Source organism: Thioclava sp. L04-15 (assembly GCF_002020275.1).
GTDB lineage: Bacteria > Pseudomonadota > Alphaproteobacteria > Rhodobacterales > Rhodobacteraceae > Thioclava > Thioclava marina.
In genome coordinates, this window is record NZ_MPZW01000003.1 from 351,464 (window position 1) to 373,967 (window position 22,504).

The following is a 22,504-nucleotide window of genomic DNA, read 5'->3' on the forward strand; positions in this document are numbered from 1 at the left end:
CGGACGTCGCTCAGGCGTAGAGGCGCGGCGTGACGAAGCCGCTGCCGCGCAGGGCGGACGCACGCTTCGCAAGCGCCAGCACCGCCAGATCGACAAGCGGCTCGAGAAGGATCACCGACATATAGGCCGCCCCGAAGGTCAGCACCTGCCCCACCTCGGCAAACCCCTGACCGTAGAGCGCCCAGAACGCGACCCATGCCACGATCCCGCCCTGATAGGCCGTCGAAAGCGCCAGAGCCTGACCGTATTTCAGGTCGACGTAAGCCGTGCCCGGCGCGATCAGACGCTTGGCAAGAAGTTGCAGCCCGAAGAGCGGCACGAGAAGCGTCGTCACGTTCATCCCGTATTGCGGCAGGTCGAAGGGCGCGAAGAACAGGCCCTGAATGAGAAGCCCCAGCGCCAGCCCGATCGCCGCAGGCGCGGCACCAAGCAGTAGAAACAGCGTCGAACCGAGGATCAAATGCACCTCGGAAACGCCAACCGCATGATGCGGCAATATCTGGAAGAAGGTGAAGACCGCGCCGGTGGCGATGGCGGCGCGGGCGATCAGTGAAACGGGGCCCTGTTCGCGTACGGCCTGCGCGGCGATCTTGAGGGTATAAAGACCGGCGGTGGCCGCCGTGGCATAGCTCAGGACGATCTTGGCACCGGTGACGATGCCGGGTTCGATATGCATATCGCGTTCTCCTTGCCGTCACACCCGACGGCGGTTGATGTGGCTGCTGGCCGGTTTCCTGGCTCGCGGGTCGAAGCGCCACTCCACCTTCCCGGGGGCAATCCCCAGTGGTCTTGTCGGAGCGCGCTCACCGCATACAGTCGCGGGGGCGGCCGGGGCTTCGGGTGCCGCAATTTGGTCCACCCTTCCCCGTTCCCGATTGAGCCCTGCGCTTTGCGCATCTGCGGGCACCAAACAGGGTTTCAGGTAAACGCGACCCGCCGGGCCGCGTCAAGTTTCGATCACTCTTCATGCGCGCTTTTCGCGCCTCCATCAGGGGCAAGCGGGCCGTAAAGGATCAGCGCGGGCTGGTCGGATCGGCTTTGTGCCAATCGCTCCGCCAGTTCAGACACGGTGGTGCGGATGAGGTGCTGCTGCGGGTGCCCCACGGCCTCGGCCAGAAGCGCGGGCGTCTCGCCCGGCAGGCCGTGATCGCGCAGGCTCGCGGCGAGGCGCGGGAAGGTGCGCTTGCCCATGAAGACGACCGTCGTCGCCCCCGGATCGGCCAGCGCGGACCAGTTCAACGCCTCGGGCAGATCCCCGGTGATATCGGCCCCGGTCACGAACTGCACCCTGCGCGCCGTCAGCCGCCGCGTGAGCGGCAGACCCGCCGCCGCCGCCGCCGCGCAGGCCGAGGGCACGCCGGGAATGATCTCGTATTCGATCCCCGCCGCATCAAGCGCGCGAAGCTCTTCCTCGAGGCGACCGAAAATCCCGCTATCGCCCGATTTGAGCCGCACGATGCGGGGCGCGGCGCGCGCGTGATCGACCAGAAGCCGGCTGACATGATCCTGTTTTGGCGAGGGCCGCCCCGCCCGTTTGCCGACCGCGATCAGCTCGGCCCGAGCGCTCGCATGTGCGAGGATCGGGCCCGAGGCGAGATCGTCGAACAGGATCACATCGGCGCGCTGGAGCCGATCGACCGCTTTGAGGGTCAGAAGCTCGGGATCGCCCGGCCCCGCCGAGACGAAGGAAACGAAACCGCTCATGCGCTGGCCTCCGCAATGAGGTGAAAGAAAGTGCCGGTGACGCGCCCGCCGCCCGGCATCTCGCACAGCGATCCGGTTTCGGGCACCGCGTCGCCATTGGGATCGAAGACACGGGCGAGCGGCGCATCGGGCTGCGACAGGATCGAGGCATAGTGAAACTCGTGGCCACGCAATGCCGACGCCGCGCGATGGCCCGGCAGCGGCGCGATCAGCTCGGCGCGGCGATAGCCCAGATGCATCTTGCGTTTGGCAAAGCTGGTCGCGAGCCCCAGAAGCCCCAGCATCTCGTGGCGCTTTCCCTCGGCGTCGACGATCCCCGCCCCAAGCGTCATGTAACCGCCGCATTCCCCGTGAACCGGACGGGTCTGCGCGAAGCGGCGGATCCCGTCGAGGAAGGTTCCATTGCCCGCAAGCCGCCCTGCGTGAAGCTCGGGATAGCCTCCGGGCAGCCAGCAGCAATCGGCACTCGGATCGGGGGCCTCATCGGCCAGCGGCGAGAAGGGAAGGATCGTGGCGCCCGCCGCGCGCCAGCCCTCCATCAGGTGCGGATAGACGAAGGAAAACGCGGCGTCGCGAGCAAGCGCGATCCGGCTGCCGGGAGGCGGCACCGGGCGGCATGGCGAGGCGTCGGGTGGCGAGGCCTTCGCGCAAGCCAGGATCGCGGCGAGGTCACAGTGCTCGGCCACGATGCGACCGGCCTCGCTCAGGAGCCGCGCAAGATCCCCCGTCTCCTCGGCTTGCACGAGACCCAAGTGGCGCGAGGGCAATTCGATCCCTGCCGAACGTGGCAGCACGCCCAGCACCGGCACCCCGATCCCCTCGAAACCCTGTCGCACCAGCGCCTCGTGACGGGGCGAAGCGACCTTGTTGAGCACGACCCCCGCGACCGTGACGCCCTTGCGAAACCGCGCGAGGCCCTGCGCCACCGCCGCCGCCGTCTGCGCCTGCCCCGAGGCGTCGATCACCAACACCACCGGCCAGCCCATCAGCGCCGCGATATCGGCGCTGGCCCCGGTGCCGGTCTCGCCCTTCGAGGCCACCCCGTCGAACAGCCCCATCGAGCCCTCGGCCACGACGATATCCGCCGCGCGATCCGCAAGGCCTGCGATCTGCGCGGGCGTCATCGCCCAGGCATCGAGATTGAACGAGGCCCGTCCCGCCGCCGCGCGGTGAAAGGTCGGGTCGATGTAATCGGGCCCGCATTTGAAGGGCTGGACATCCAGTCGCAGCGCGCGCATCGCCGCAAGAAGCCCCAGTGTCAGCGTCGTCTTTCCGGTCCCCGAGGCCGGGGCGGAGATCACCAGTCCCGGTGTCATTCTCCCCGCTCCGGCGCGGTTTCGGGAAAGCGCGGATCGGTGCCGACGGGGCGGTAACGGCGGTCGTAATCGCCCGCGTAAAGGCGGCTTTCATCGAAATCCTCGGCCCCGATGGAGCGTCCGACAAGGATCAGCGCGGTGCGCTCCATCTCGGCGCCGATGGCGGCGCGCAACGTACCGAGCGTTGCGCGAACCACACGCTCATCGGGCCAGCTTGCGCGCCAGACGACGGCGACAGGGCAATCGGCGCCGTAATGCGGGCTAAGATCCGCGATGACCTTCTCGAGCACGTGGACCGAAAGGTGGATCGCCAGCACCGCCCCCGTGCGCGCGAAATTCTCCAGCGTTTCGCCGGGCGGCATCGCCGTCGCACGGCCCGAGGTCCGCGTGAGCACCACAGACTGCACCACCCCGGGAAGGGTCAGTTCCGCGCTGAGCGTCGCCGCTGCGGCGGCAAAACTCGGCACGCCCGGCGTCACGTCATAGGGAATGCCCAGTTCGCGCAGGCGGCGCAGCTGTTCTCCCATAGCCGACCAGACCGACAAATCGCCCGAGTGCAGCCGCGCCACGCCCTGCCCCGCCGCATGGGCCGCCGCGATCTCTTCGATGATCTCGTCGAGGCTCAGCGGCGCCGTGTTCACGATCTTCGCCCCCGCCGGGCAATGCGCAAGCAAGGCCTGCGGCACCAGACTGCCCGCATAAAGGCAGACCGGACACGAGGCGATCAGGTCGCGCCCGCGCAGCGTGATCAGATCGGGCGCTCCCGGCCCTGCTCCGATGAAGTGAACCGTCATCCCTCGTCTCCTTCTGCGACGGCGATGGTCACGCCGCCGATGATCTTGCGTGCCTGTATCAGTCGCGCACCTTGCCCTGCGGCCACCAGGGCCGCCGCCTCGGCCACGGATCCTGTGGCGTGCGCCGCAAACGACGCCTGCGATCGCGTCGGTGTGGCGACCCCTGTCACATCGACGCCCTCGACCTCGCGTCCAATCGCCGCCGCCAGTTCCGCGGCCTTCGGCGCTGCCGTCGCGACCCGGTCCACCGGCCCGACAGATGCCAGCGCTGCACGCAGCGACGCCGCAGACGCGCCGCGCTGAAAACCGATCCCACCCACCCTCATCGCGTGACGCTCCATTGCACCACGGGCCGCGCGGCCGACCAGCCGCGCATTGAGCCGAGCGGCTCGGCGCGCGACAGTTCAATTCGCAGAAGGCTGCCGCCGTGGCGGGATTGAAGCCCCGCAAGCAGCGCCTCGGTCTCGAGCGTCACGCCATTGGCGACGATCCGTGTCCCCTCGGGCAGATGCGACCAAAGCCAGTCGTAGAGTGCCGTCGAGCCGCCGCCGCCGATGAAGACCGCATCGGGCGACGCCAGATCGGCCAGCACGTCGGGCGCGCGCCCCTCGACGGTTTTCATCTGCCGCGACAGACCGAATGTCTCGATATTGGCGCGAATATTGGCGATCCGGTCGGCGCGGGGTTCGATGGTGATCGCGCGTCCTCCGGCAAGGCACCACTCGACCGAGACCGAGCCCGATCCGCCCCCAATATCCCAGAGCAACTCCCCCGGTCGTGGTGCAAGTGCTGCCAGCGTCAACGCCCGTACCGGAGACTTCGTGATCTGCCCGTCATGGGCGAAGCGATCCTCGGACAGTCCCGGCGTCTTCGGCAGACCGCTACCCTGCGGAAGATCGACCGCGTCGAGCGCTACCGCAACCGGAGCCGCGATATCCTCGAAAGAGAACCGATCGGCGCGGGCAAATCGGACGCGTTCATGCGGCCCCCCCAGACGTTCAAGCACATGCATCCCGACCGCCCCGAAGCCCTGCGCAACCAGCCATGCGGCCAAGGCCTCCGGGGCCTCTCCATCGCGCAGCGTCACGACCAACCGCGCACCGCGATGAAGCGCCCGATGCAGCCCCCCGAACCCCGCCGCGTGAAGGGCGAGCGCCGAGACCTCCTCGATTTTCCATCCAAGCCGCGCACAGGCCAGAGACACGGTGCCCGCCACCGGATAGGCGCGCCATTCCCCCTGCGCGAGATGTGCGGCAAGCGAGCCGCCAGCGCCGAACCAGAACGGATCGCCCGAGGCGAGAACCGCGACCCGACGCCCGCGCAGGGCCAGAACCGGGGCGATATCGAAGGGTACGGGCCAAGCCCTGCCACGTTCGCCCGCCGCGACCAGATCGAGGTGGCGCGGCCCGCCGAAGATCACCTCGGCCTGCGCCAGCGCGCTTCGGCTTGCATCCGAAAGCCCGCTCAGGCCATCTTCGCCCAGACCCACGATGCTCAACCACGGATCAGCCATGACGCGCCTCCTGCTGCTCGGCGGCACCACCGAAGCCAGCCGCCTCGCCCGCCATCTGGCGGAGCACGGGATCGACGCGGTCTTTTCCTATGCGGGGCGCACGGATCATCCGTTGCCGCAGCCGCTGCCGACGCGGATCGGCGGGTTCGGCGGCGTGAAAGGGCTGCGCGATTACTTCCTGCGCGAGCGCATCACCCATGTCATCGACGCGACCCACCCCTTCGCCGCGCAGATGAGCCGCAATGCAATCGAGGCCTGCGGTCAGAGCGGCCTCCCCCTTCTGTCCCACGAACGCATGCCGTGGCAGGCGAGCCCGGAAGATCGCTGGACGCGCGTGCGCGACATGACGGCGGCCTGCGCCGCCCTGCCCGAGAGCGGCGCGCGCGTGTTTCTCGCCATCGGCAAGCAGCAACTGGCCGAGTTCGCGACCAAGCCCGCAAATCACTACCTGCTGCGCTTGGTCGACCCGCCAGAGGGTCCGCTGCCGCTGCCCGATGCGCATGCCGTGATCGCGCGCGGACCGTTCGACGTGGCGGGCGATACCGCGTTGATGCAGGACCATCGCATCACCCATATCGTCGCCAAGAACGCAGGCGGGCGCGGCGCGGAAGCCAAGCTGATCGCCGCCCGCGCACTCCACCTGCCGGTGATCCTCGTTGACCGGCCAGCCCTGCCGCCGCGCGAGAGCCGCGACACGCTTGAAGGCGTTATGGAATGGCTCGCGGCTCATCCGGCGGCTCCGGCAACGGAAGTGCCGCGCGGCGTGTAGACCCAAGGCCCGACGCGGCGGGTCTGCGAGTTTCCGACCAGAACGACGGTGCGCATATCTGCCATCTCGGGCGCGGCCTCGGCCAGCGTCACCACCCGCAGCGCCTCGTCCGGGGTCGAGACCGCGCGGGCGAAGATGATCAGCCGTTCGGGTTCACATTCCTCGCGCAAGACCTCGAGCACGCGGGCGAACTGATGCGGGCGTGACTTCGAGCGCGGATTGTAGAAGGCCATCGCGAAATCGCCCCGCGCGGCATGGCGCAGGCGGTGTTCGACCAGATCGAACGGCTTGAGATTGTCGCTCAGGTTGATCGCGCAGAAATCATGTCCCAAAGGCGCACCCGCGCGGGCGGCCGCGGCCAGCATCGCGGTGATACCGGGCAGGATGCGGATCTCGGTGCCAGCGAAATCGGGCGCGGTCTCGAGCCGTTCGAACAAGGCCGAGGCCATCGCGAAAACCCCGGGATCGCCGGAGGAGACGATCACGACCCGCCGCCCCTCCCGCGCCATCTCCAGCGCGTGAAGCGCGCGGTCCAGCTCGACCCGGTTGTCGCTCGCATGAAGGCGCAGCCCCGCGCGCGGGGCGACGCGCGCGACGTAGGGAATGTAGCCCACCACATCGGTCGCCTCGGCCAGCGCGGCGCGGACCTCCGGCGTCACAAGATCCTCCGCTCCGGGGCCAAGCCCGGCAACCGCGACCCAGCCGCTCACAGCGAGACCTCGACGAGCGGACGCGCGGGCAATTCGGGTCGACGCCCCCGCCCATGAACCAGCACGATCGCGAAATAGGGGCAGTCGGCCTCGTCGGTCGCGCAAAGCCGCACGATCCGCTCGCCCTTCATCGTGCCGCGCTCGACCAGCCAGGCCTCATCGAGCCGCCCCGCACGAGCAAGCGCGCGTTTGACCTTGGGCAGATTGCGCCCGGTCTTCATCACGACCAGCGCATCGGAGGCCGCCATGCGCGTCACCATCTCGTCTTCGGGCATCGTGCCCATCAGCACGGTCAGCACATCGTCGCCCCAGGTGATCGGCGTGCCGGTCGCGGTCCAGCAACCGGTCATCCCGGTGATACCGGGGATCACGTCGATCTCGACCGTGCCGCGCAGGCGCGTGTAGAGATGCATGAACGAGCCGTAGAAGAAGGGGTCGCCCTCGCACAGCACGACGATGTCATGGCTGCGCGCAAGCTCTGTCAGCCGCGCCGCCCAGTCGTCGTAAAAACGCGCAAGCTGCGTGATGTATTCGGGGCTGTCGAAGGGGATCTCGGTCGTGACGGGGTATTCCATCGCAAGCTCGATCGCGCCCTCGTCGATCATCCCCTCAACGATCTGGCGCGCCTGGCCCTTGCGGCCCTTCTTGCGGAAATAGGCGACATGGCTGGCGCCGCGCACCGCCCGCTCGGCCCGGCGCGACATCAGATCGGGGTCGCCGGGGCCGAGGCCCGCACAGATGATCCGTCCCATCGCTTACTCCTTGCGCGAGGCGAGCGCGTTGACCGCCGCCACGGTGATTGCCGATCCGCCCAGCCGCCCCTGCACGATCATCGAGGGCACCGGGGCCGCCTGCATCAGCGCGTCTTTCGACTCCGCTGCGCCGATGAAACCCACCGGACAGCCGATGATCGCGGCCGGGCGCGGACAGGCCGGATCTTCGAGCATGTTGAGCAGGTGAAAGAGCGCGGTCGGCGCATTGCCGATCGCCACCACCGCGCCCTCGAGATGCGGGCGCCACAGTTCGAGCGCCGCCGCCGAGCGCGTGTTGCCCATCTCGCGAGCCAGACCCGGCACCGAAGGGTCGTGCAAGGTGCAGATCACCGCGTTGTCCGCAGGCAGTCGTGCGCGCGTGATCCCTTCGGAGACCATCCGTGCATCGCACAGGACGGGCGCGCCCGCCTCCAGCGCGTCCCGCGCGGCAATGGCCATTCCGGGGGTGAAGCGGATGTCACGCTCCAGACCCACCAGCCCCGCCGCATGGATCATCCGCACCGCGACGACCTCTTCCTCGGGGGTGAAGCGGGCGAGATCGGCCTCGCTGCGGATCGTCGCGAAGGACTGTTCGTAGATCTTCGCGCCGTCCATCTCGTAGATGTAGGGCATCAGGAAAACTCCGGCAGATCGGGAAGGGCGGCGGGCGAAATTCGGGTGTACGCCGGGTGGTCAGAGGTACGCCCGTCACGGACGAGATCGAAGCCTTCGAGCGTGGCGATCAAGGTCAGATCGGCAGGCGCGGGCCAGGCACAGCCCTTGGCGCAGCCCGAGACATGCAGCGTCTGACCGGCGGCGACCCGGGGCGCGAGGACGCGTGCGATCTCGCGCGTGGGACGCGCGGCCTGCGGGCAACCGGGCGCGCCGGTGCAGGCGAAGACGCGGAGGCGCGGGTCGCCCGCTTCGGTGATCAGGTCGGGCAGGCCCGGCAGCGTCGAGAGCCCCTCGATGAGCAGCATCCGCCAGGGCGTGACCCGGATCGGGCCGAGAGAGGCCAGTGCCGCAAGCGTCTCGGCGTGCATCTGGCCGAACGCCAACCCGACCAATGCGCCTTGCACGGTCAGCCCCGGCTCGGGCCTTGAAAGGGCCGTCGCAGGCGCGATCAGCGGGCGCAATGTCCCCTCGGGGCTCACCCCCGACCCAATCAGCCGCGACATGCGGCCACGACCATCGACGACCCCACCCGCGCGCACGAACCATTCCGCCAGATCCAGCGCGGCTTCTGCCGCACGGCCTTCGGTCACGGGCGCGCCGAGATCGCAGCCCGCGCAACGCAGCAAAAGCTGCCCGTCCGGCGCGCGCTCAAAGCGAATATCGGCCTGCGTATCGGCCATCACCGGCGCCGATCCGCAATCGAGGAGGAAGCCGAACTTGCCCGGAAGCTCCGGCCCTGCCGCGAGCGCCGCCTGCAAGCTCTCCGCCAGCGCATAGGTCGCGGCATTGGCGAAGGGCGTCACGATGATGTTGCGCCGCGCTTCGGTCGCGATGTCCGGGTCGATCAACCCGAGCTGCGCCAGATCCGCGATAAGCGCGGGATGGCTCTCGGGCGTGACCCCGCGCAGTTGCACATTGGCCCTGCCCGACAGGTCGATCAGCCCGTTTCCATGCGCGCGCGCGGCCTGCGCGATCCCTGCCGCTTGCACCTGGGTTAGCCGTCCCGCGACCGGGCGCACGCGCACAACCAGACCGTCGCCTGATTGCATCGGACGCAGCGCGCCGGGGCACCAGCCTTTCACGGAGAAGCTCATGCGTCGCCCTCCAACCCGGCCGCGATGGAGTTGCGCCGTGTCTGCCACAGCCCCGCCTCGGCCAGCCGCGCGTAGAGGTCGCGCATCGCCTCGAGCGCCTGCGGGTTGGCCTCTTGCAGGAAGGCCACGAGATCGGGGCGACCAAGGGTGGCCTCGTGGTAAAGGTCGAAAAGATGGGCCGGCACGACCTGCGCCAGATGCGCGAAGGCCGCGAGGTGATCGAGGGTCGCGGCGATCTCCGCCCCGCCCCGGAAGCCGTGACGCATCATCCCCTCCGCCCAGGCCGGATCGGTGGCACGCGCACGCACGGTGCGGGCGATCTCTTCGATCAGGGTGCGGGCACGCGGGCGATCGGGCTGCGTCGCATCCAGATGATAAAGTGCGGCTTGCGGTGTGCCGAGCCGCGCAAGCGCCGCGGCAAAGCCCGCCTCATGCGCGGCGTAATCGGATGCGAGCAACACGTCGCTTTCGGGCAGGTCCTGCGCATGAACGAAACTGTCCGCAGAGCGCAGCCGCGCCTCGAGCGCGCCCCGGTTCGCCTGAACCTCACCACTGCGCGAGATGCTGTAGGCCGATGCCGCGAGCCACGCCTCCCCGGCGGCGGCGCGGGCCTCCGGCGTGAACTGGTCGAGCGCCTCTCCCATTCCGAGCCCGTATCGGCCGGGGCGCGGCGCGAAGACCCGCGCGATCCGGGTCAGGTAAGGATTGTCGGCGGGGTCCTCTTCGCGCAAGGCCAGCGCCTCGGCCCCGGTCTCGAACAGCTGCGCGAGGCCGGGGAAGATGTCGCGAAAGAGGCCCGAGACCCGCAGCGTCACGTCGATGCGCGGACGGTTCAAAAGCGCGAGCGGGATCACCTCGACCCCGGACACCCGCGCGGCGTTTTCATCCCAGACCGGCTTGAGCCCCGCGAGATGCAGCGCCATCGCGAATTCCTCGCCCGCCGTGCGCATCGTGGCCGACCCCCAGAGATCGACCACCAGCCCCTTCGGCCAGTCGCCATGATCCTGAAGGTGCTTGCGCAGCAACTCCTCGGCCAGTTTCACGCCCTGCGCATGAGCCGCGCGGGACGGCACTGCACGTGGATCGACCGAGAACAGGTTGCGCCCTGTGGGCAGCACGTCCGAGCGCCCGCGCGCCGGGCTTCCCGACGGACCGGGGGCAACGCGGCGGCCCGCAAGCGCTGCGATCAATCCCGCGCGTTCCTGCGCTCCGCACGCGCCCTGCCCCAGCACATGCAGCCCGTCGCCGAACTGGCTTTCCTTGATGTCGCAGACGAAGCGGTCGATCCGGGTGATCGCCTCGGCTGCGCTGGCATCGCGCGGGATGCCCAGATCCTCCGACACGCCACTCGCCCAGGCCTCGTCCTGAATATCCGCGATCAGCCGGTCGCGCCGCGCCGGATCGAGCCCGTCGGCGGTCGAATATTCGTCCAGAAGCCGCTCGAGATGCAGCATCCCCGCAGGCACGCTTGCCGCGCGCATCGGCGGCGGCATATGGCCAAGCGTGAGCGCCCCGATCCGGCGCTTGGCCTGCGCGGCCTCGCCGGGATCGTTCACGATGAAGGGGTAAATGACCGGGGTGGCGCCCAGCAGTGCCTCGGGCCAGCAATTCTCCGAGAGCGCCACGGCCTTGCCGGGAAGCCATTCGAGCGTTCCATGCGCGCCCATATGCACCAGCGCATCGATCCCCTGCCCGCGCAGCCAAAGATAGAAGGCGACATAGGCATGGCGCGGGGTGCGCCCCAGATCATGGTATTCGTCGTCGCGCATCGCGGGATCGCCGCGTTCTGGCTGGAGCGCGAGCGTCAGGGGGCCACGCCGAAGTGCTGCGAAATGAAACGCCCCGTCCGTCACGGCGGTATCGTCCTCGGGCGCGCCCCAGACGGCGGTCAGATCGTCTTGCAAGGCCTGCGGCAAGGCGGCGAGTGCCACGCGGTAATCGGACAGCGGCCAGGCGACGCGCGCGGTCTCGAGGGCCTGCGGTCCCGCGCCCTCGGCGATGTCATAGCCCTCGCCTCGCAACGCCTCGACCAGCGCCTCGGTCGAGGCCAGCGCATCGAGGCCCACCGCATGCGCCATCTGCCAAGCCCGGCCCGGATAGGTCGAAAGCACAACCGCCAGCCGGCGCTCTGCGGCCGGGGTTCGGGCCAGCCGATGCCAGCCGCAGATCCGGTTGAGCGCGGCCTCGATCCTCTCGGGGTCGGCGCGGTGCGAAAAGCGGGAATATTCAAGATCCGGATCGCGCGTCTCGGGGGCCTTGAACGAGATCACTCCCGCATGAAGCCGCCCGTCCACCTCGGGCAGCACGACATGCATCGCCAGATCGGCAGGCGACAGACCGCGCTCGGCCTGCGCCCATTCCTTGCGACGCGCCGTCGAGAGCGCGACCTGAAACACCGGGCAGCCATAGCGGTCGAACGGCGTGGTGCCATCGGGCGATTGCGCCGAAAAGGCCGTCGCATTGACGACCAGCGACGGGGCGCGTGTGCCAAGCGACCCGGCCAGCCAATCCGCAAATCCCGGCGCCTTGAGCGAGGACGCATAGATCCCGTAGGCTGCAAAGCCACGCGCCCGGAGCCCCGCGATCAGCGCATCCACCGGGGCAGTGTCAGCGGCGGTCACGTAGGAGCGGTAAAAGCTGACAAGGGCGAGCGGCTTATCGCATTCCGCCGCCAGAACCGGTGCCGCGACCGGCCCGAGATCGGGACAGTAAAACCCCTCCTCCGGCAGCCGCTTGTCGCCCGGAACCGGCCCCGCATAAAGCCCCGAGGCCAGCGCCAACTGAGCCAGCGCCGCCTGAGACGCGACCGCACCCCCGGCATCGCAAAGTTCCTTCAACCGCCGCAGGGTCGAGACCGGAAGCGACGACAGCTGATCGAGCCGCGCATCCTCGCGCCCATCGGCGGGCAGCACCGCAAGCGCGATGCCCCGCCGCCGCGCCAGATCCTGGAGGCTTGCCAGCCCATAGGGCCAATAGGCCTCGCCCCCGATCAGCCGCACCAGAATGCCCTTCGCCCCGCAAAGCGTGGTCTCGGCATAGGTATCGACCGAGACCGGGTGGCGAAGATTGACCAGATTGGCCAGCCGCAGCGAGGGCAGCCCGCCCTGAGCGCGTCGCCAGCCCGCCGCGAAAGCCCCGAGGTCGCTATCGGAAAACGACAGCACCACCAGATCCGCGGGCCTCTGCCCCAGATCCGTCGGCACCTCGGTTTCCTCGAGGCCGTGACTTTCGCGGAAGGTGACGTGCATCAGGCGGAGGCACCTTCGCAGGCGCCCAAAAGAACGGCGCGGATCGCGGCCTCGTCCACATCGTCATGCTCGGCGATCACCACCAGCGCCGAGCGACGCGGATCGGCGCCCCAGGGACGGTCGAACTGATGGCGCACACGTTCGCCTACGGCCTGCACCAGCAGACGCATCGGCTTGCCCGTCACCGCGATATGGCCCTTGACGCGCAAGATCCGCTGCTCGCGCGCAAGACGCTCGATCGCAGAGACCAGCGACGCCGGGTCCTCGATCTCGGGCAGCTCGATCACCACCGTGTCGAAATCGTCATGCTCGTGATCGTCGGCCCCGTCATGGTGGCTCGGGCGTGCGGCCAGATCGTCCTCGGCGGCGGCCTCGAGCCCGAGAACCACCTTCGCGTCGATCACCCCTTCGGTCAGCGGCAGGATCGGCAGCTTGCGCGGCGCTTCGGCCTCGATCACCGCACGCGCCGCGGCAAGACCTTCCTCGCCCGCCAGATCGGCCTTGGACAGAAGCACGAGATCGGCGCAGGCGATCTGGTCCTCGAACACTTCCGAAAGCGGCGTCTCGTGATCGAGGCTGTCATCGGCCTGACGCTGCGCATCCACAGCGGCCACGTCGGGGGCGAAACGACCCGCAGCGACGGCCTCGGCATCGGCCAGAGCGATCACGCCGTCGACCGTGATCTTCGAGCGGATCGCGGGCCAGTCGAACGCCTTGAGAAGCGGCTTCGGCAGCGCAAGGCCCGAAGTCTCGATCAGGATGTGATCGGGCTTTTGCGCACGCGCCATCAGCGCCTCGATCGTCGGGATGAACTCGTCGGCGACGGTGCAGCAGATGCAGCCATTGGCAAGTTCGACGATGTTCTCGTCGGGGCAGTTCTCGTCCGCGCATTGGCGCAGGATCTCGCCATCGACGCCCACGGTCCCGAACTCGTTGACCAGAACGGCCAGTTTGCGCCCGCCCGAATTGGCCATCAGGTGACGGATCAGCGTGGTTTTGCCCGCGCCGAGAAAGCCGGTGATCACGGTGACGGGGATCTTGGTCAGATCGGACATGAGTTACTCCTGCTCGGGTTCGGGAAAGGGGGGAATGCGCGCAAGGCTCTGCTTGCGGAAGATCACCGGGCGTTCGCGCCAAGGCACCAACCCGTCATCGGTCGCGGCATAGGCGGCAGCGCCCGCGAGGATGTCGGCGGCATCCTCGGAACTCATCCGGCCATAGACATAGGACCATTTTCCGGGTTCGGAGAGCGCAACCGCGCAGCCATTGGAACATGCCGAGAGACATTCGACCTCGTGGATCTCAACGCCATCGGGCACGCCCTGATCGCGCAATGCGCGCAGCAGATGCGTGCCCGGCCGCGTCTCGTCAGCCGGATCGGCATCCGTGCGCTTGCAGGTCGTGCAAACCGTCAAGATCGTTGGCATCGCGCCCATCCCTTTCGCTGTCGGCGGCAGGGGATCGAGCCAGAGGGACATGGGGTCATGCAAAGCGACCGGCATTGTCCACCCGGTCGCGAAACACCCCGTTCGCCCGTAATCATCAACGCTGGCAGGTCTCCCGGCTTGCGGATCCCGGACCCTTTGTCAGGGCCCTGCGGTCTCCTCTCCTTCCCGGCCCGAGAGCCAGTGGCTTGAGGCGACCTCTCCGGTCACGGTCGCGGGGGCGGCTGCGCTCAGGACCGATCCGTTTCGGATCGCAAACCTGTCGCATTCCCTCTTCGCCTGCCGTAATGACAGGAACCAGCGCGCCCCCTGATTGGGCGAGCGCCCCCCTTTTGTCAAGCGAAGGAGCGCAGCATGAGCATCGAAACCGACAGCCCGGAAACGCTGGCCCGCCACAGCGCGAAAATGGCCAAGAAAAAAGCCGCGCGCGACAAGATCATGGCGGGAAAATCGGGCGAAAAAGGGCTGATCATCGTCCATACGGGGCCCGGCAAGGGCAAATCTTCCTCGGGTTTCGGGATGATTCTGCGCTGTATCGCCCATGAGATGCCCTGCGCCGTGGTGCAGTTCATCAAGGGCGCTTGGGACACCGGCGAGCGTCGCCTTCTAACGGAAAATTTCGGCGACCTGTGTCAATTTCACGCAATGGGCGAAGGCTTCACCTGGGAGACGCAGGACCGCGAGCGTGACATCGCAGCGGCCCGTGCGGGATGGGAAAAGGCCAAGGAACTGATCCGCGACCCCGAGATCCGGATGGTCCTGCTCGATGAAATCAACATCGCGCTGCGCTACGATTACCTGCCGCTCGACGAGGTGCTCGATTTTCTGCGCGAGGAAAAACCCGAGATGACCCATGTCGTCCTAACCGGGCGCAACGCCGCCGAAGGCTTGATTGAAGCCGCCGATCTGGTCACCGAGATGACCCTGATCAAGCACCCGTTTCGCTCGGGTATCAAGGGGCAAGCCGGGGTGGAGTTCTGAGCCATCCGCGCGGCCTTCCCGATGCTACGGTCGGTTTCAGGTATTTGAAGCAAGATGAAAGGTAAGGGATTGTTAACCTCGCTCTGCAAATCTGGCCATGCGGTACAGGGAGAGGTCCCGATGACCGCGCAAGGTGAAAGCGTCGCGCCGCCCCCGGATGATCGGGCCGTGGCGCGGCGCCCCTCCTCCCCTTTCATCTTGCCCGGAAATACCTCCGCCGGAGGCTCCCGAACGCCTCGCAAATGCACGGTCGGGGCTTCGCGATGACGGCACTGATGATTCAGGGCGCCGGGTCGAATGTCGGCAAGTCGATGCTGGTGGCGGGGCTGTGCCGGGCGGCGCGGCGGCGCGGCCTGAGTGTCGCGCCTTTCAAGCCGCAGAACATGTCGAACAATGCCGCCGTCACCACCGATGGTGGCGAGATCGGACGGGCGCAGGCCTTGCAGGCGCTGGCCTGCGGGCTTGAGCCGATGGTCGACATGAATCCGATCCTGCTCAAACCCGAAAGCGATGTCGGTGCGCAGGTGATCGTGCAGGGCCGTCGGCTGACCACGACGAAGGCGCGCGATTACGCGGCGATCAAGCCGCAGCTGATGGGCGCGGTGCTGGAAAGCTTCAGTCGTCTGCGCGCGGCGCATGATCTGGTCATCGTCGAGGGCGCGGGCTCTCCGGCCGAGGTCAATCTGCGCGCGGGTGACATCGCGAATATGGGTTTCGCACGCGCGGCGGGCGTGCCGGTCGTGCTGGCGGGTGACATCGATCGCGGCGGGGTGATCGCGCAGATCGTGGGCACCCAGACAGTGATCGATCCCGAGGATGCGACGATGATCGAAGGTTTCCTGATCAACAAGTTTCGGGGCGATGTGAGCCTGTTCGAAGATGGCTACGCGATGATCGAGGCGCGGACCGGCTGGCGCGGCTTCGGCGTGCTGCCCTGGTTCGCGCAGGCACATCTGCTGCCTGCCGAAGATGCGCTCGACCTCACGCGCGCCCCGCGAGGCAGCGGGCTCAAGGTGGCGTGCCTCGCGCTGTCGCGGATCGCGAATTTCGACGATCTCGACCCTCTCGCGGCCGAACCCGGGATCGATCTGGTGATGGTCGGCCCCGGCCAGCCGATCCCGGGCGATGCGCATCTTGTGATCCTGCCCGGCACGAAATCGACGCGCGGCGATCTGGCCTTCCTGCGCGAACAGGGCTGGGACATCGACCTGGTGGCGCATTACCGGCGCGGCGGGCATGTGCTGGGGATTTGCGGCGGCTACCAGATGCTCGGCCGCTCGGTCGCAGATCCGGAAGGGATCGAAGGTGCGCCCGGCGTGACCGAGGGGCTGGGGCTGCTGGATGTGGAAACGGTGATGTCCTCCGACAAGCGACTGACGCGGGTGACAGCTGAGCACGCGGGCACCGGGCTTTCGGTCGAGGGGTACGAAATCCATATCGGACGCACCGAAGGCCCCGACCGCGCGCGGCCTTTCGCACGGATCGACGGGATTGACGAGGGCGCGATCTCGGGCTGTGGCCGGGTCACCGGCAGTTACCTGCACGGGCTGTTCGGGGCCGACGAGTTCCGCGCCGCCTGGCTGGGCGGGCTTGGGGTCAAAGCGAGCGGGCAGAGCCATGCGGGGCGCATCGAGGCGACGCTCGACGCGCTGGCCGATCACATGGAGGCGCATCTGGACGTCGACGGGTTGCTGGCGCTCGCGCGCTGATCAGGCGAGGGCGGCCTCGAGACGCGCCCATTCCCCTTCCGAGCCGGGCAGGCCGAGGCGCAGCCAGGTCGGCGACCACGGGAAGATCCGGCTCCAGATCCGGGCACGGGCAAGGCGGTCACGCACGGCGATCGCGTCGGGTGTCTCGTAGCTGCGGAAAAGATGGGTGCCGCCGATCACCTCCCATCCGGCGCGGGTGGCGAGCGCGTCGAGTCGCTCGGTCTCGGCACTCAGGCGGGCGACGGTTGCCGCGTGCCAGTCGCGATCGGCCAAAGCCCGGCGGCCGATCTCGAGCGCGGGACCGGCCACGGGCCAGGGCCCCGCCATTTCGGAGAGCTGCGCGACGGTCGCGGCATCGGCGAAGGCGAAGCCGAGCCGCAGCCCCGCAAGCCCCCAGAATTTCCCGAAGGAGCGGAGCACGATCAAGCGCTCTCCGGCAGCCCCGGCCACTGACAGCTCCGGCACCGGATCGGCAAAGCTCTCATCGACCACCAGCCGTCCGACATCGGGCGCGAGCGCGCGCAAGGCCTGTGCGGGATGGTGGGTGCCGTCGGGGTTGTTGGGGTTGACCACGATGGCCAGTTCGGCCCCGGCTAGATCGGCGAGGCGAGAAACCTCGTCGACCTGCCACCCGGCGCTGCGCAGCGCGGCGGCATGTTCGTTATAGGTCGGGGCGAGAATGCGGGCGCGGCCCGGCGGGACGAGACGCGGGATCAACTGAATCGCCTGCTGCGCGCCGGCGAGCGCCACGACGGGCGCGCGGGTCGCGAAGGCCTCCTGCGCGGCGGCGACGAGGGCCGATTTCGCGGCCTGCGTCGGCAGATCGGTCCAGACGTTCGGCGGCAGATCGGGCACGGGCCAGGGCTGGCGGTTGATCCCGGTCGAGAGGTCTATCCAATCCTCGCCGCCCCAGAGCGCCTTCGCCCGGTCGATATTTCCACCGTGATCGCGCATTCATCCCCTCCAGATCGCCCAGGCGACAAGGCCAAGCAGCACCGCCCCAAGTCCCATGGCCCGGGCGTAGAGCGCAAGCCCTCGCGCTAGATCGAGCGGCTCCGGATCGGGTGCCGCGCCGTTGAGCCAGGGTTCCTGCGCGATCCGATCCCCATAGATGCGCGGACCGGACAGCCGGATCCCCAGCGCCCCGGCAAGCGCCGATTCCGGCCAGCCCGCATTGGGCGAGCGATGCGCACTGGCATCGCGGCGCATCACGCCAAATGCGTCCTTCGCCCGGACACCGGAGGCCAGCGCGAAAAGCGCCCCCGTCAGCCGCGCGGGCAGCAGGTTCACCCAATCGTCGATCCGCGCAGAAGCCCAGCCGAAGGCTTCGTAGCGCGCATTGCGGTGGCCGATCATCGAATCGAGCGTGTTGATCGCCTTGTAACCCGCGATGCCGGGAAGCCCGAAAAGGGCGCCCCAGAAAAGCGGAGCGACGATCCCGTCCGAGCTGTTCTCGGCCAGGCTCTCGAGGGCGGCGCGCGCGACACCGGCTTCGTCAAGCCGCGCCGGATCACGCCCGACGATCATAGCGACTGCTTGGCGCGCGCCGGTCAGATCGCCCGAGAGCAGCGGCTTCGCGACGCGCGCCACATGATCATGCATCGAGCGCAGCGCAACCAGCGGCCAAGCCAGTGCACCGCCGAGCACCAGACCCAGCCAGCCCTCGGGCAGGAGCGCTTGCACAGCCGCCCCGATCCCCGCCGCGATCCCCGTCACGAGCAGCGCCGTCAGAACGCCGCGCACGCGCCGGTTCGTTCCCTCCCGGTTCAGCCGGGCCTCGAGCACGCCGATCAATGCGCCAAGCCAAGTCACCGGATGACCGATCCGCTCGAACAGGGCTTTCGGCCAGCCAAATGCGAGATCGAACGCCATGGCGACCAGCATCATCGCGGCAAAATTCATCGCTCGCCTCCGCGAAACTGGCGCAATTGGCGCAAGCCCGCCGCGCGCAACAACGCTGCGGCGCCATCGGGAACGGTGCCGGGAGCAAAGATCAGACCGCGTGCCGCTCCGGTATGGGCACGCAGCCAGCCGAGCGCGCCAAGATCACGCACGAGCCGCGGTGTCGGGTCTGCCTTTGGTCCGCGAAGATCGGTGCAACGCAGGGCGCTTTGCGTGGCGAGGGCTGCGAATTCCTCAAGCCCGCGCGCTTGGCGCCACTGCGCGACAAGATCCGAAATGTCGGCGAAATTCGTATCCTGCGGATTGGTGAAGCTCGGACCACCGCAGAGACCGCCAAGGATCTCGTATCGTGGCAGCGGCGGCAGATGATCCAATGGCCGCCCGATGCGCGACGCCCAAAGCATGCGCTCGGGCGCTGGGAAGGCCAGCGGATCGGCGGCCCCCTCACTCGCGATGCAGGCGGAGGACAATGCCTCGGGCGGTCCCTGCCAGCCGGCAACCCGCGCCAATCCGACAAGCCGCGCGGTCGATACACCCGTGCCGAGACCGAGAGGCGTTTGCGCGCGCATCCTCACGATCCCCCGCAGGTCGAGCCCCAGCGACCGCAGGAACCGGCGCACCTCCACCGGCCCCAGCCCGACGCCGTGAAGGTGCAGGCCCCGGCGCTGCGGGACGTGCCAGAGACGGACGTGATCCGCGACGGGCAGCGTGATCAGGGCCACGGGGCCTTGCGCGCCAATCCGTCCCTGCATCCATTCCCCGAAATGCCCCGGCACCGAAAGATGCGTCACGCGGCCGGTCATCCGATCCCGCCCTCGTTGACGCAGCCGATCGACCAGGCCTCACCGGCGAGAGCGGTGATCCGCGTGACCGAGAGCGGATCGACGCGGAAGGTCAGCCCCAGAGCCTCCTGCCCGAGGGCCAGGGCCAGGGCCGCGCGCACCACGCCCGCATGGGCCATGACGGCGACCCGTCCCCCCTGCCCCGCGATCTCCTGCAGGGCGGGCGCCACCCGGGCGCAAAGATCGGCAAAGCTCTCGCCCCCCGGTGGCCTGTGGCGTGCCAGATCCGCACCGGACATCGCGCCGAGATCGGGCAATCGGCCAAAGGAGACCCCCTCCCAGTCCCCGAAATCCTGCTCCCACAGGCGAGCGTCGGTGGCGAAAGCGAGATCGGGCCAGAGCACGCGCGCGGTCTGGACGCAGCGGAGCGCCGGGCTTGCGACGACTCGCGACGTGCCGAGCCTGTCGCGCAGCGCCCTGAGCGTGCCCTGATCGGGCAGAAGCGCCCCCACATCGCGCCGTCCGGCCAATGCGCCGCCATGATCTGCCGGTGCGTGGCGCAGCAAGATCAGTTCTGTCGGCGCCCTCTCCGGCATGGCGGTTTTTCTCCTTTCGTAACCGCGCCTTTTCTGCTTTGTCTGCACGCCGGTAACAAGAGACAACAGCGCGAACCAGCCATGGCACGCATTCATCTGATCACTGGCGGCGCGCGATCCGGCAAAAGCGCCTTGGCCGAAGCGGTCACGCTAAGCCTTGGAAATTACGCGCATTATATCGCCACTGCCCAGGCGTTCGACGATGAGATGAAGGCCCGCATTTCCACCCATCGCGCCCGTCGCACAGAGGTCTGGACCACACATGAGGCCCCCTTCGATCTGGCCGGAACACTGCAAGCGACGGACGACGCGCCGCGCCTGGTGGACTGCCTGACGCTCTGGCTGAGCAACCTCATTCTGGCCGATCGCGACTGCGAAGCCGAGACGCGGGACCTGCTCGCGCTGCTGCCCGCTCTCGCGCATCCGGTGGTGTTCGTGAGCAACGAGGTCGGGATGGGCATCGTGCCGGAAAACGCGCTCGCGCGGGGGTTTCGCGACGCAGCGGGCCTTTTGAATCAACGGATCGCAGCAGCAGCCGACGAGGTGACCCTGGCGGTCGCTGGCCTGCCACTAAAGGTGAAATGACATATGGAAATTCTCTCCCTCTCCGAGATCGCATCGCTTGCCGAGCGCCTGCCCGCCTTCGACACCGAGATGGCGGATGCCGCGCGCGCCCGCCAGGACAGCCTGACCAAGCCGCCCGGGTCGCTGGGACGGCTTGAGGAGCTTGCGATCTTCATGGCGGGCTGGCGCGGCACGGCGCGACCAGACATCGTCAAGGCACAGGCGGTGATCTTTGCAGGAAATCATGGCATCTGCGCGCAGGGCGTGAACCCCTACCCGCAGGAAGTCACCGCCCAGATGGTGATGAATTTCGAGCATGGCGGGGCCTCGATCAACCAGCTTTGTCGCGCGAACGGGGCGGATCTGTCGGTCGTCGCGCTCGATCTCGATCGCCCGACCGCAGATTTCACCCAAGGCCCTGCCATGAGCGAGGCTGAAACGCTTGATGCGATCAATCGCGGGATCGCGGCCGTCGATCCCGAGGCCGATGTCCTGATCCTCGGCGAGATGGGAATCGGCAACTCGACGATCGCCGCGGCGCTGGCCTCGGCGCTGTTCGGCGCGACGCCCGCAGATTGGGTCGGCCCCGGAACCGGCTCGAACGCAGAGGGGATCCAGCGCAAGATCGCCGCGATCGAGGCGGGGCTGAAGCGCCATGGCGGCGCCTCCGCGATGGCGACGCTCGCAGCCCTCGGCGGGCGCGAACAGGCCGCGATTTGCGGTGCGGTCCTCGCCGCACGCGCCCATCGGATCCCGGTCATCCTCGACGGTTTCATCTGCACCGCGGCGGCAGCCACCCTGTACGCCGCCGATCCGCGCCTGCTCGATCATTGCCTCGTCGGGCATGTCTCGCCCGAGCCGGGCCACCGTCGCCTGCTTGACGCGATGGGCAAGAAAGCCGTGCTCGAGTTCGACATGCGCCTGGGCGAAGGCTCGGGCGCGGCGCTTGCACTGGGCATCCTTCGTTCGGCCCTCGAATGCCATAACGGGATGGCGACCTTTGGCGAGGCCGGGGTCAGCGAGGCATGATCGCGCGCCGCGTGACAGAGGCGCATCTCGCGCTCGTGCTGCTCACGCGGCTTCCGCTGCCGCGCCTGCGTGACCCGGTGCCGAGTATCGGCGCAGCGGCCTGGGCGTTTCCGCTGGCCGGTCTTGCGGTTGCTCTGATCGCCGCCGCGATCTTCTGTCTCGGCCTCGCGCTGAACCTGCCGCTTCCGCTCGTCGCGGGGTTTTGTCTCGCCGCACAGGTGCTTACCACCGGCGCGCTGCACGAAGACGGGCTGGCGGATTTCGCGGACGGGTTCTGGGGGGGCACCACCCCCGAGCGACGCCTCGAAATCATGCGCGACAGCCGGATCGGGAGCTACGGCACGATTGCACTCATTCTGGGTCTGGGGCTGCGCTGGCAGGCCCTCGCAACCCTCGCCGCTCATCCCGCGATCATGTGCCTGGCTCTCGTGGCGAGCGCGATGGCGAGCCGCGCCGGTGCCTCGATCCTCCTCGCAGCGCTCCCGGCCGCACGATCTGACGGGCTTGGACACAGTGCGCGCGACGCCGGAAAGGGAGCGGTGATCACTGCCGCCTTAATGGCCGTGCCGCCATTCCTCGGTCTCGCCGCCTGGGCGGGTCCATTGGTCCTGCCCGCGATGGTCATCGCGACTGGCGCTGTTCTCTGGCTGGTGGCCAGCCTCGCCAAAACGCGGCTGGGAGGTCAGACGGGTGACGTTCTCGGCGCGACTCAGCAACTCATTGAAATTGCGGGGCTTGCAACCGTCGCGGCGGTTGTCGCCCTCTGAAACGCAGATCGCCCCGGTTCGCGCGGCCCTAAGCGCTGGAAACCATGCTGTGCAAGGAGAGCTGGTGTCGGTCACACTGAACCGCCCCATGTTTGCCGGAGGCTCCAACTCCTGAGTAGGATGGAGCATCATGAGCAAGACGACGAACAAGTTT

23 protein-coding genes and 2 riboswitches are annotated in these 22,504 nt (G+C 68.3%); of the genes, 6 read left to right on the plus strand and 17 right to left on the minus strand.

Annotated elements, in window-relative coordinates:
* Positions 1-10 precede the first annotated feature (10 nt).
* The 6 genes from BMI90_RS10055 to cbiE form a co-directional block, all read right to left on the minus strand.
* On the minus strand, positions 11-676 hold the full coding sequence (locus BMI90_RS10055; protein WP_078528951.1) for an energy-coupling factor ABC transporter permease: 666 nt from the start codon (positions 674-676) through the stop codon (positions 11-13).
* Between the two features lie 30 nt (positions 677-706).
* A riboswitch (cobalamin riboswitch) is annotated at positions 707-926 on the minus strand.
* A 31-nt stretch (positions 927-957) separates the two neighbouring features.
* Positions 958-1,704 carry a uroporphyrinogen-III C-methyltransferase gene (gene cobA, locus BMI90_RS10060; protein WP_078528953.1) on the minus strand — a complete coding sequence of 249 codons (747 nt, stop codon included), beginning with the start codon at positions 1,702-1,704 and terminating at the stop codon, positions 958-960.
* Positions 1,701-3,020 carry a cobyrinate a,c-diamide synthase gene (locus tag BMI90_RS10065; protein ID WP_078528955.1) on the minus strand — a complete coding sequence of 440 codons (1,320 nt, stop codon included), beginning with the start codon at positions 3,018-3,020 and terminating at the stop codon, positions 1,701-1,703. Before BMI90_RS10065 ends, cobA begins: the two co-directional genes overlap by 4 nt.
* Entirely contained in the window at positions 3,017-3,814 is a 798-nt protein-coding gene (gene cobM, locus BMI90_RS10070; protein ID WP_078528957.1) for a precorrin-4 C(11)-methyltransferase, read from the minus strand. Before cobM ends, BMI90_RS10065 begins: the two co-directional genes overlap by 4 nt.
* Positions 3,811-4,140: a cobalamin biosynthesis protein gene (locus BMI90_RS10075; protein WP_078528959.1), complete on the minus strand. Its 330-nt coding sequence runs from the start codon at positions 4,138-4,140 to the stop codon at positions 3,811-3,813. Before BMI90_RS10075 ends, cobM begins: the two co-directional genes overlap by 4 nt.
* Positions 4,137-5,327 (minus strand): precorrin-6y C5,15-methyltransferase (decarboxylating) subunit CbiE, encoded by a 1,191-nt coding sequence (gene cbiE / locus BMI90_RS10080; protein ID WP_078528961.1) that lies wholly within the window; start codon positions 5,325-5,327, stop codon positions 4,137-4,139. Before cbiE ends, BMI90_RS10075 begins: the two co-directional genes overlap by 4 nt.
* On the opposite strand from cbiE, the gene BMI90_RS10085 reads away from it, so the two are divergent.
* Positions 5,326-6,096 carry a cobalt-precorrin-6A reductase gene (locus BMI90_RS10085; RefSeq protein WP_078528963.1) on the plus strand — a complete coding sequence of 257 codons (771 nt, stop codon included), beginning with the start codon at positions 5,326-5,328 and terminating at the stop codon, positions 6,094-6,096. The two genes, cbiE and BMI90_RS10085, sit on opposite strands and share 2 nt — an antisense overlap.
* Here BMI90_RS10085 and cobJ read toward each other — a convergent pair.
* The 7 genes from cobJ to BMI90_RS10120 are packed head-to-tail and all read right to left on the minus strand — an operon-like array spanning position 6,054 to position 14,002.
* A complete protein-coding gene (gene cobJ, locus BMI90_RS10090) occupies positions 6,054-6,806 on the minus strand; it encodes a precorrin-3B C(17)-methyltransferase (protein WP_078528965.1) in 753 nt (250 codons plus the stop codon). The genes BMI90_RS10085 and cobJ overlap by 43 nt on opposite strands.
* Entirely contained in the window at positions 6,803-7,558 is a 756-nt protein-coding gene (locus BMI90_RS10095; RefSeq protein WP_078528967.1) for a precorrin-2 C(20)-methyltransferase, read from the minus strand. The genes cobJ and BMI90_RS10095 overlap by 4 nt, the downstream gene beginning before the upstream one ends.
* 3 nt (positions 7,559-7,561) lie before the next feature.
* Positions 7,562-8,191: a precorrin-8X methylmutase gene (locus BMI90_RS10100; RefSeq protein ID WP_078528969.1), complete on the minus strand. Its 630-nt coding sequence runs from the start codon at positions 8,189-8,191 to the stop codon at positions 7,562-7,564.
* Complete coding sequence (gene cobG, locus BMI90_RS10105; protein WP_078528971.1) at positions 8,191-9,327, minus strand: precorrin-3B synthase; 1,137 nt, start codon at positions 9,325-9,327, stop codon at positions 8,191-8,193. The genes BMI90_RS10100 and cobG overlap by 1 nt, the downstream gene beginning before the upstream one ends.
* Positions 9,324-12,575: a cobaltochelatase subunit CobN gene (gene cobN / locus BMI90_RS10110; RefSeq protein WP_078528972.1), complete on the minus strand. Its 3,252-nt coding sequence runs from the start codon at positions 12,573-12,575 to the stop codon at positions 9,324-9,326. Before cobN ends, cobG begins: the two co-directional genes overlap by 4 nt.
* Entirely contained in the window at positions 12,575-13,630 is a 1,056-nt protein-coding gene (gene cobW / locus BMI90_RS10115; protein ID WP_078528974.1) for a cobalamin biosynthesis protein CobW, read from the minus strand. The genes cobN and cobW overlap by 1 nt, the downstream gene beginning before the upstream one ends.
* Before the next feature lie 3 nt (positions 13,631-13,633).
* Positions 13,634-14,002 carry a DUF1636 domain-containing protein gene (locus BMI90_RS10120; RefSeq protein WP_078529039.1) on the minus strand — a complete coding sequence of 123 codons (369 nt, stop codon included), beginning with the start codon at positions 14,000-14,002 and terminating at the stop codon, positions 13,634-13,636.
* 105 nt (positions 14,003-14,107) lie between these two features.
* Positions 14,108-14,337, minus strand: a riboswitch (cobalamin riboswitch).
* Positions 14,338-14,374: 37 nt separating this feature from the next.
* On the opposite strand from BMI90_RS10120, the gene cobO reads away from it, so the two are divergent.
* Together cobO and BMI90_RS10130 are read left to right on the plus strand one after the other, a co-directional pair.
* Positions 14,375-15,001, plus strand: coding sequence for a cob(I)yrinic acid a,c-diamide adenosyltransferase (gene cobO, locus BMI90_RS10125; RefSeq protein WP_078528976.1), 627 nt, complete (start codon positions 14,375-14,377; stop codon positions 14,999-15,001).
* A 263-nt stretch (positions 15,002-15,264) separates the two neighbouring features.
* Positions 15,265-16,710, plus strand: a complete 1,446-nt coding sequence (locus tag BMI90_RS10130) for a cobyric acid synthase (protein ID WP_078529041.1) — start codon at positions 15,265-15,267, stop codon at positions 16,708-16,710.
* Here the strand turns inward: BMI90_RS10130 and cobD are convergent, their stop codons facing one another.
* From cobD to BMI90_RS10150, 4 genes are read right to left on the minus strand one after another with little or no spacing between them, the layout of a single operon-like run.
* Positions 16,711-17,664, minus strand: a complete 954-nt coding sequence (cobD, locus tag BMI90_RS10135) for a threonine-phosphate decarboxylase CobD (protein ID WP_078528978.1) — start codon at positions 17,662-17,664, stop codon at positions 16,711-16,713. It abuts the gene before it with no gap.
* A complete protein-coding gene (cbiB, locus tag BMI90_RS10140; RefSeq protein WP_078528980.1) occupies positions 17,665-18,612 on the minus strand; it encodes an adenosylcobinamide-phosphate synthase CbiB in 948 nt (315 codons plus the stop codon).
* Complete coding sequence (locus tag BMI90_RS10145) at positions 18,609-19,415, minus strand: hypothetical protein (protein ID WP_078528982.1); 807 nt, start codon at positions 19,413-19,415, stop codon at positions 18,609-18,611. Before BMI90_RS10145 ends, cbiB begins: the two co-directional genes overlap by 4 nt.
* Positions 19,412-19,990 (minus strand): histidine phosphatase family protein, encoded by a 579-nt coding sequence (locus tag BMI90_RS10150; RefSeq protein WP_078528984.1) that lies wholly within the window; start codon positions 19,988-19,990, stop codon positions 19,412-19,414. Before BMI90_RS10150 ends, BMI90_RS10145 begins: the two co-directional genes overlap by 4 nt.
* 81 nt (positions 19,991-20,071) lie before the next feature.
* On the opposite strand from BMI90_RS10150, the gene cobU reads away from it, so the two are divergent.
* The 3 genes from cobU to cobS are packed head-to-tail and all read left to right on the plus strand — an operon-like array spanning position 20,072 to position 22,350.
* Complete coding sequence (gene cobU, locus BMI90_RS10155) at positions 20,072-20,575, plus strand: bifunctional adenosylcobinamide kinase/adenosylcobinamide-phosphate guanylyltransferase (RefSeq protein WP_078528986.1); 504 nt, start codon at positions 20,072-20,074, stop codon at positions 20,573-20,575.
* A 3-nt stretch (positions 20,576-20,578) separates the two neighbouring features.
* Positions 20,579-21,583: a nicotinate-nucleotide--dimethylbenzimidazole phosphoribosyltransferase gene (gene cobT, locus BMI90_RS10160; protein ID WP_078528991.1), complete on the plus strand. Its 1,005-nt coding sequence runs from the start codon at positions 20,579-20,581 to the stop codon at positions 21,581-21,583.
* Positions 21,580-22,350, plus strand: a complete 771-nt coding sequence (gene cobS / locus BMI90_RS10165; protein ID WP_078528993.1) for an adenosylcobinamide-GDP ribazoletransferase — start codon at positions 21,580-21,582, stop codon at positions 22,348-22,350. Before cobT ends, cobS begins: the two co-directional genes overlap by 4 nt.
* Positions 22,351-22,504 lie beyond the last annotated feature (154 nt).

What these genes read in the sequence shown, in the direction of transcription:
- BMI90_RS10095 (WP_078528967.1), bottom strand. Translation starts at nt 7,558, where the DNA reads ATGGGACGGATCATCTGTGCGGGCCTCGGCCCCGGCGACCCCGATCTG.
- cobM (WP_078528957.1), bottom strand. Translation starts at nt 3,814, where the DNA reads ATGACGGTTCACTTCATCGGAGCAGGGCCGGGAGCGCCCGATCTGATC.
- BMI90_RS10065 (WP_078528955.1), bottom strand. Translation starts at nt 3,020, where the DNA reads ATGACACCGGGACTGGTGATCTCCGCCCCGGCCTCGGGGACCGGAAAG.
- BMI90_RS10145 (WP_078528982.1), bottom strand. Translation starts at nt 19,415, where the DNA reads ATGACCGGCCGCGTGACGCATCTTTCGGTGCCGGGGCATTTCGGGGAA.
- BMI90_RS10100 (WP_078528969.1), bottom strand. Translation starts at nt 8,191, where the DNA reads ATGCCCTACATCTACGAGATGGACGGCGCGAAGATCTACGAACAGTCC.
- cobU (WP_078528986.1), top strand. Translation starts at nt 20,072, where the DNA reads ATGGCACGCATTCATCTGATCACTGGCGGCGCGCGATCCGGCAAAAGC.
- cbiE (WP_078528961.1), bottom strand. Translation starts at nt 5,327, where the DNA reads ATGGCTGATCCGTGGTTGAGCATCGTGGGTCTGGGCGAAGATGGCCTG.
- BMI90_RS10130 (WP_078529041.1), top strand. Translation starts at nt 15,265, where the DNA reads ATGACGGCACTGATGATTCAGGGCGCCGGGTCGAATGTCGGCAAGTCG.
- BMI90_RS10055 (WP_078528951.1), bottom strand. Translation starts at nt 676, where the DNA reads ATGCATATCGAACCCGGCATCGTCACCGGTGCCAAGATCGTCCTGAGC.
- BMI90_RS10150 (WP_078528984.1), bottom strand. Translation starts at nt 19,990, where the DNA reads ATGCCGGAGAGGGCGCCGACAGAACTGATCTTGCTGCGCCACGCACCG.
- cobS (WP_078528993.1), top strand. Translation starts at nt 21,580, where the DNA reads ATGATCGCGCGCCGCGTGACAGAGGCGCATCTCGCGCTCGTGCTGCTC.
- BMI90_RS10085 (WP_078528963.1), top strand. Translation starts at nt 5,326, where the DNA reads ATGACGCGCCTCCTGCTGCTCGGCGGCACCACCGAAGCCAGCCGCCTC.
- BMI90_RS10075 (WP_078528959.1), bottom strand. Translation starts at nt 4,140, where the DNA reads ATGAGGGTGGGTGGGATCGGTTTTCAGCGCGGCGCGTCTGCGGCGTCG.
- cbiB (WP_078528980.1), bottom strand. Translation starts at nt 18,612, where the DNA reads ATGAATTTTGCCGCGATGATGCTGGTCGCCATGGCGTTCGATCTCGCA.
- cobO (WP_078528976.1), top strand. Translation starts at nt 14,375, where the DNA reads ATGAGCATCGAAACCGACAGCCCGGAAACGCTGGCCCGCCACAGCGCG.
- cobW (WP_078528974.1), bottom strand. Translation starts at nt 13,630, where the DNA reads ATGTCCGATCTGACCAAGATCCCCGTCACCGTGATCACCGGCTTTCTC.
- cobN (WP_078528972.1), bottom strand. Translation starts at nt 12,575, where the DNA reads ATGCACGTCACCTTCCGCGAAAGTCACGGCCTCGAGGAAACCGAGGTG.
- BMI90_RS10120 (WP_078529039.1), bottom strand. Translation starts at nt 14,002, where the DNA reads ATGCCAACGATCTTGACGGTTTGCACGACCTGCAAGCGCACGGATGCC.
- cobG (WP_078528971.1), bottom strand. Translation starts at nt 9,327, where the DNA reads ATGAGCTTCTCCGTGAAAGGCTGGTGCCCCGGCGCGCTGCGTCCGATG.
- cobD (WP_078528978.1), bottom strand. Translation starts at nt 17,664, where the DNA reads ATGCGCGATCACGGTGGAAATATCGACCGGGCGAAGGCGCTCTGGGGC.
- cobT (WP_078528991.1), top strand. Translation starts at nt 20,579, where the DNA reads ATGGAAATTCTCTCCCTCTCCGAGATCGCATCGCTTGCCGAGCGCCTG.
- cobA (WP_078528953.1), bottom strand. Translation starts at nt 1,704, where the DNA reads ATGAGCGGTTTCGTTTCCTTCGTCTCGGCGGGGCCGGGCGATCCCGAG.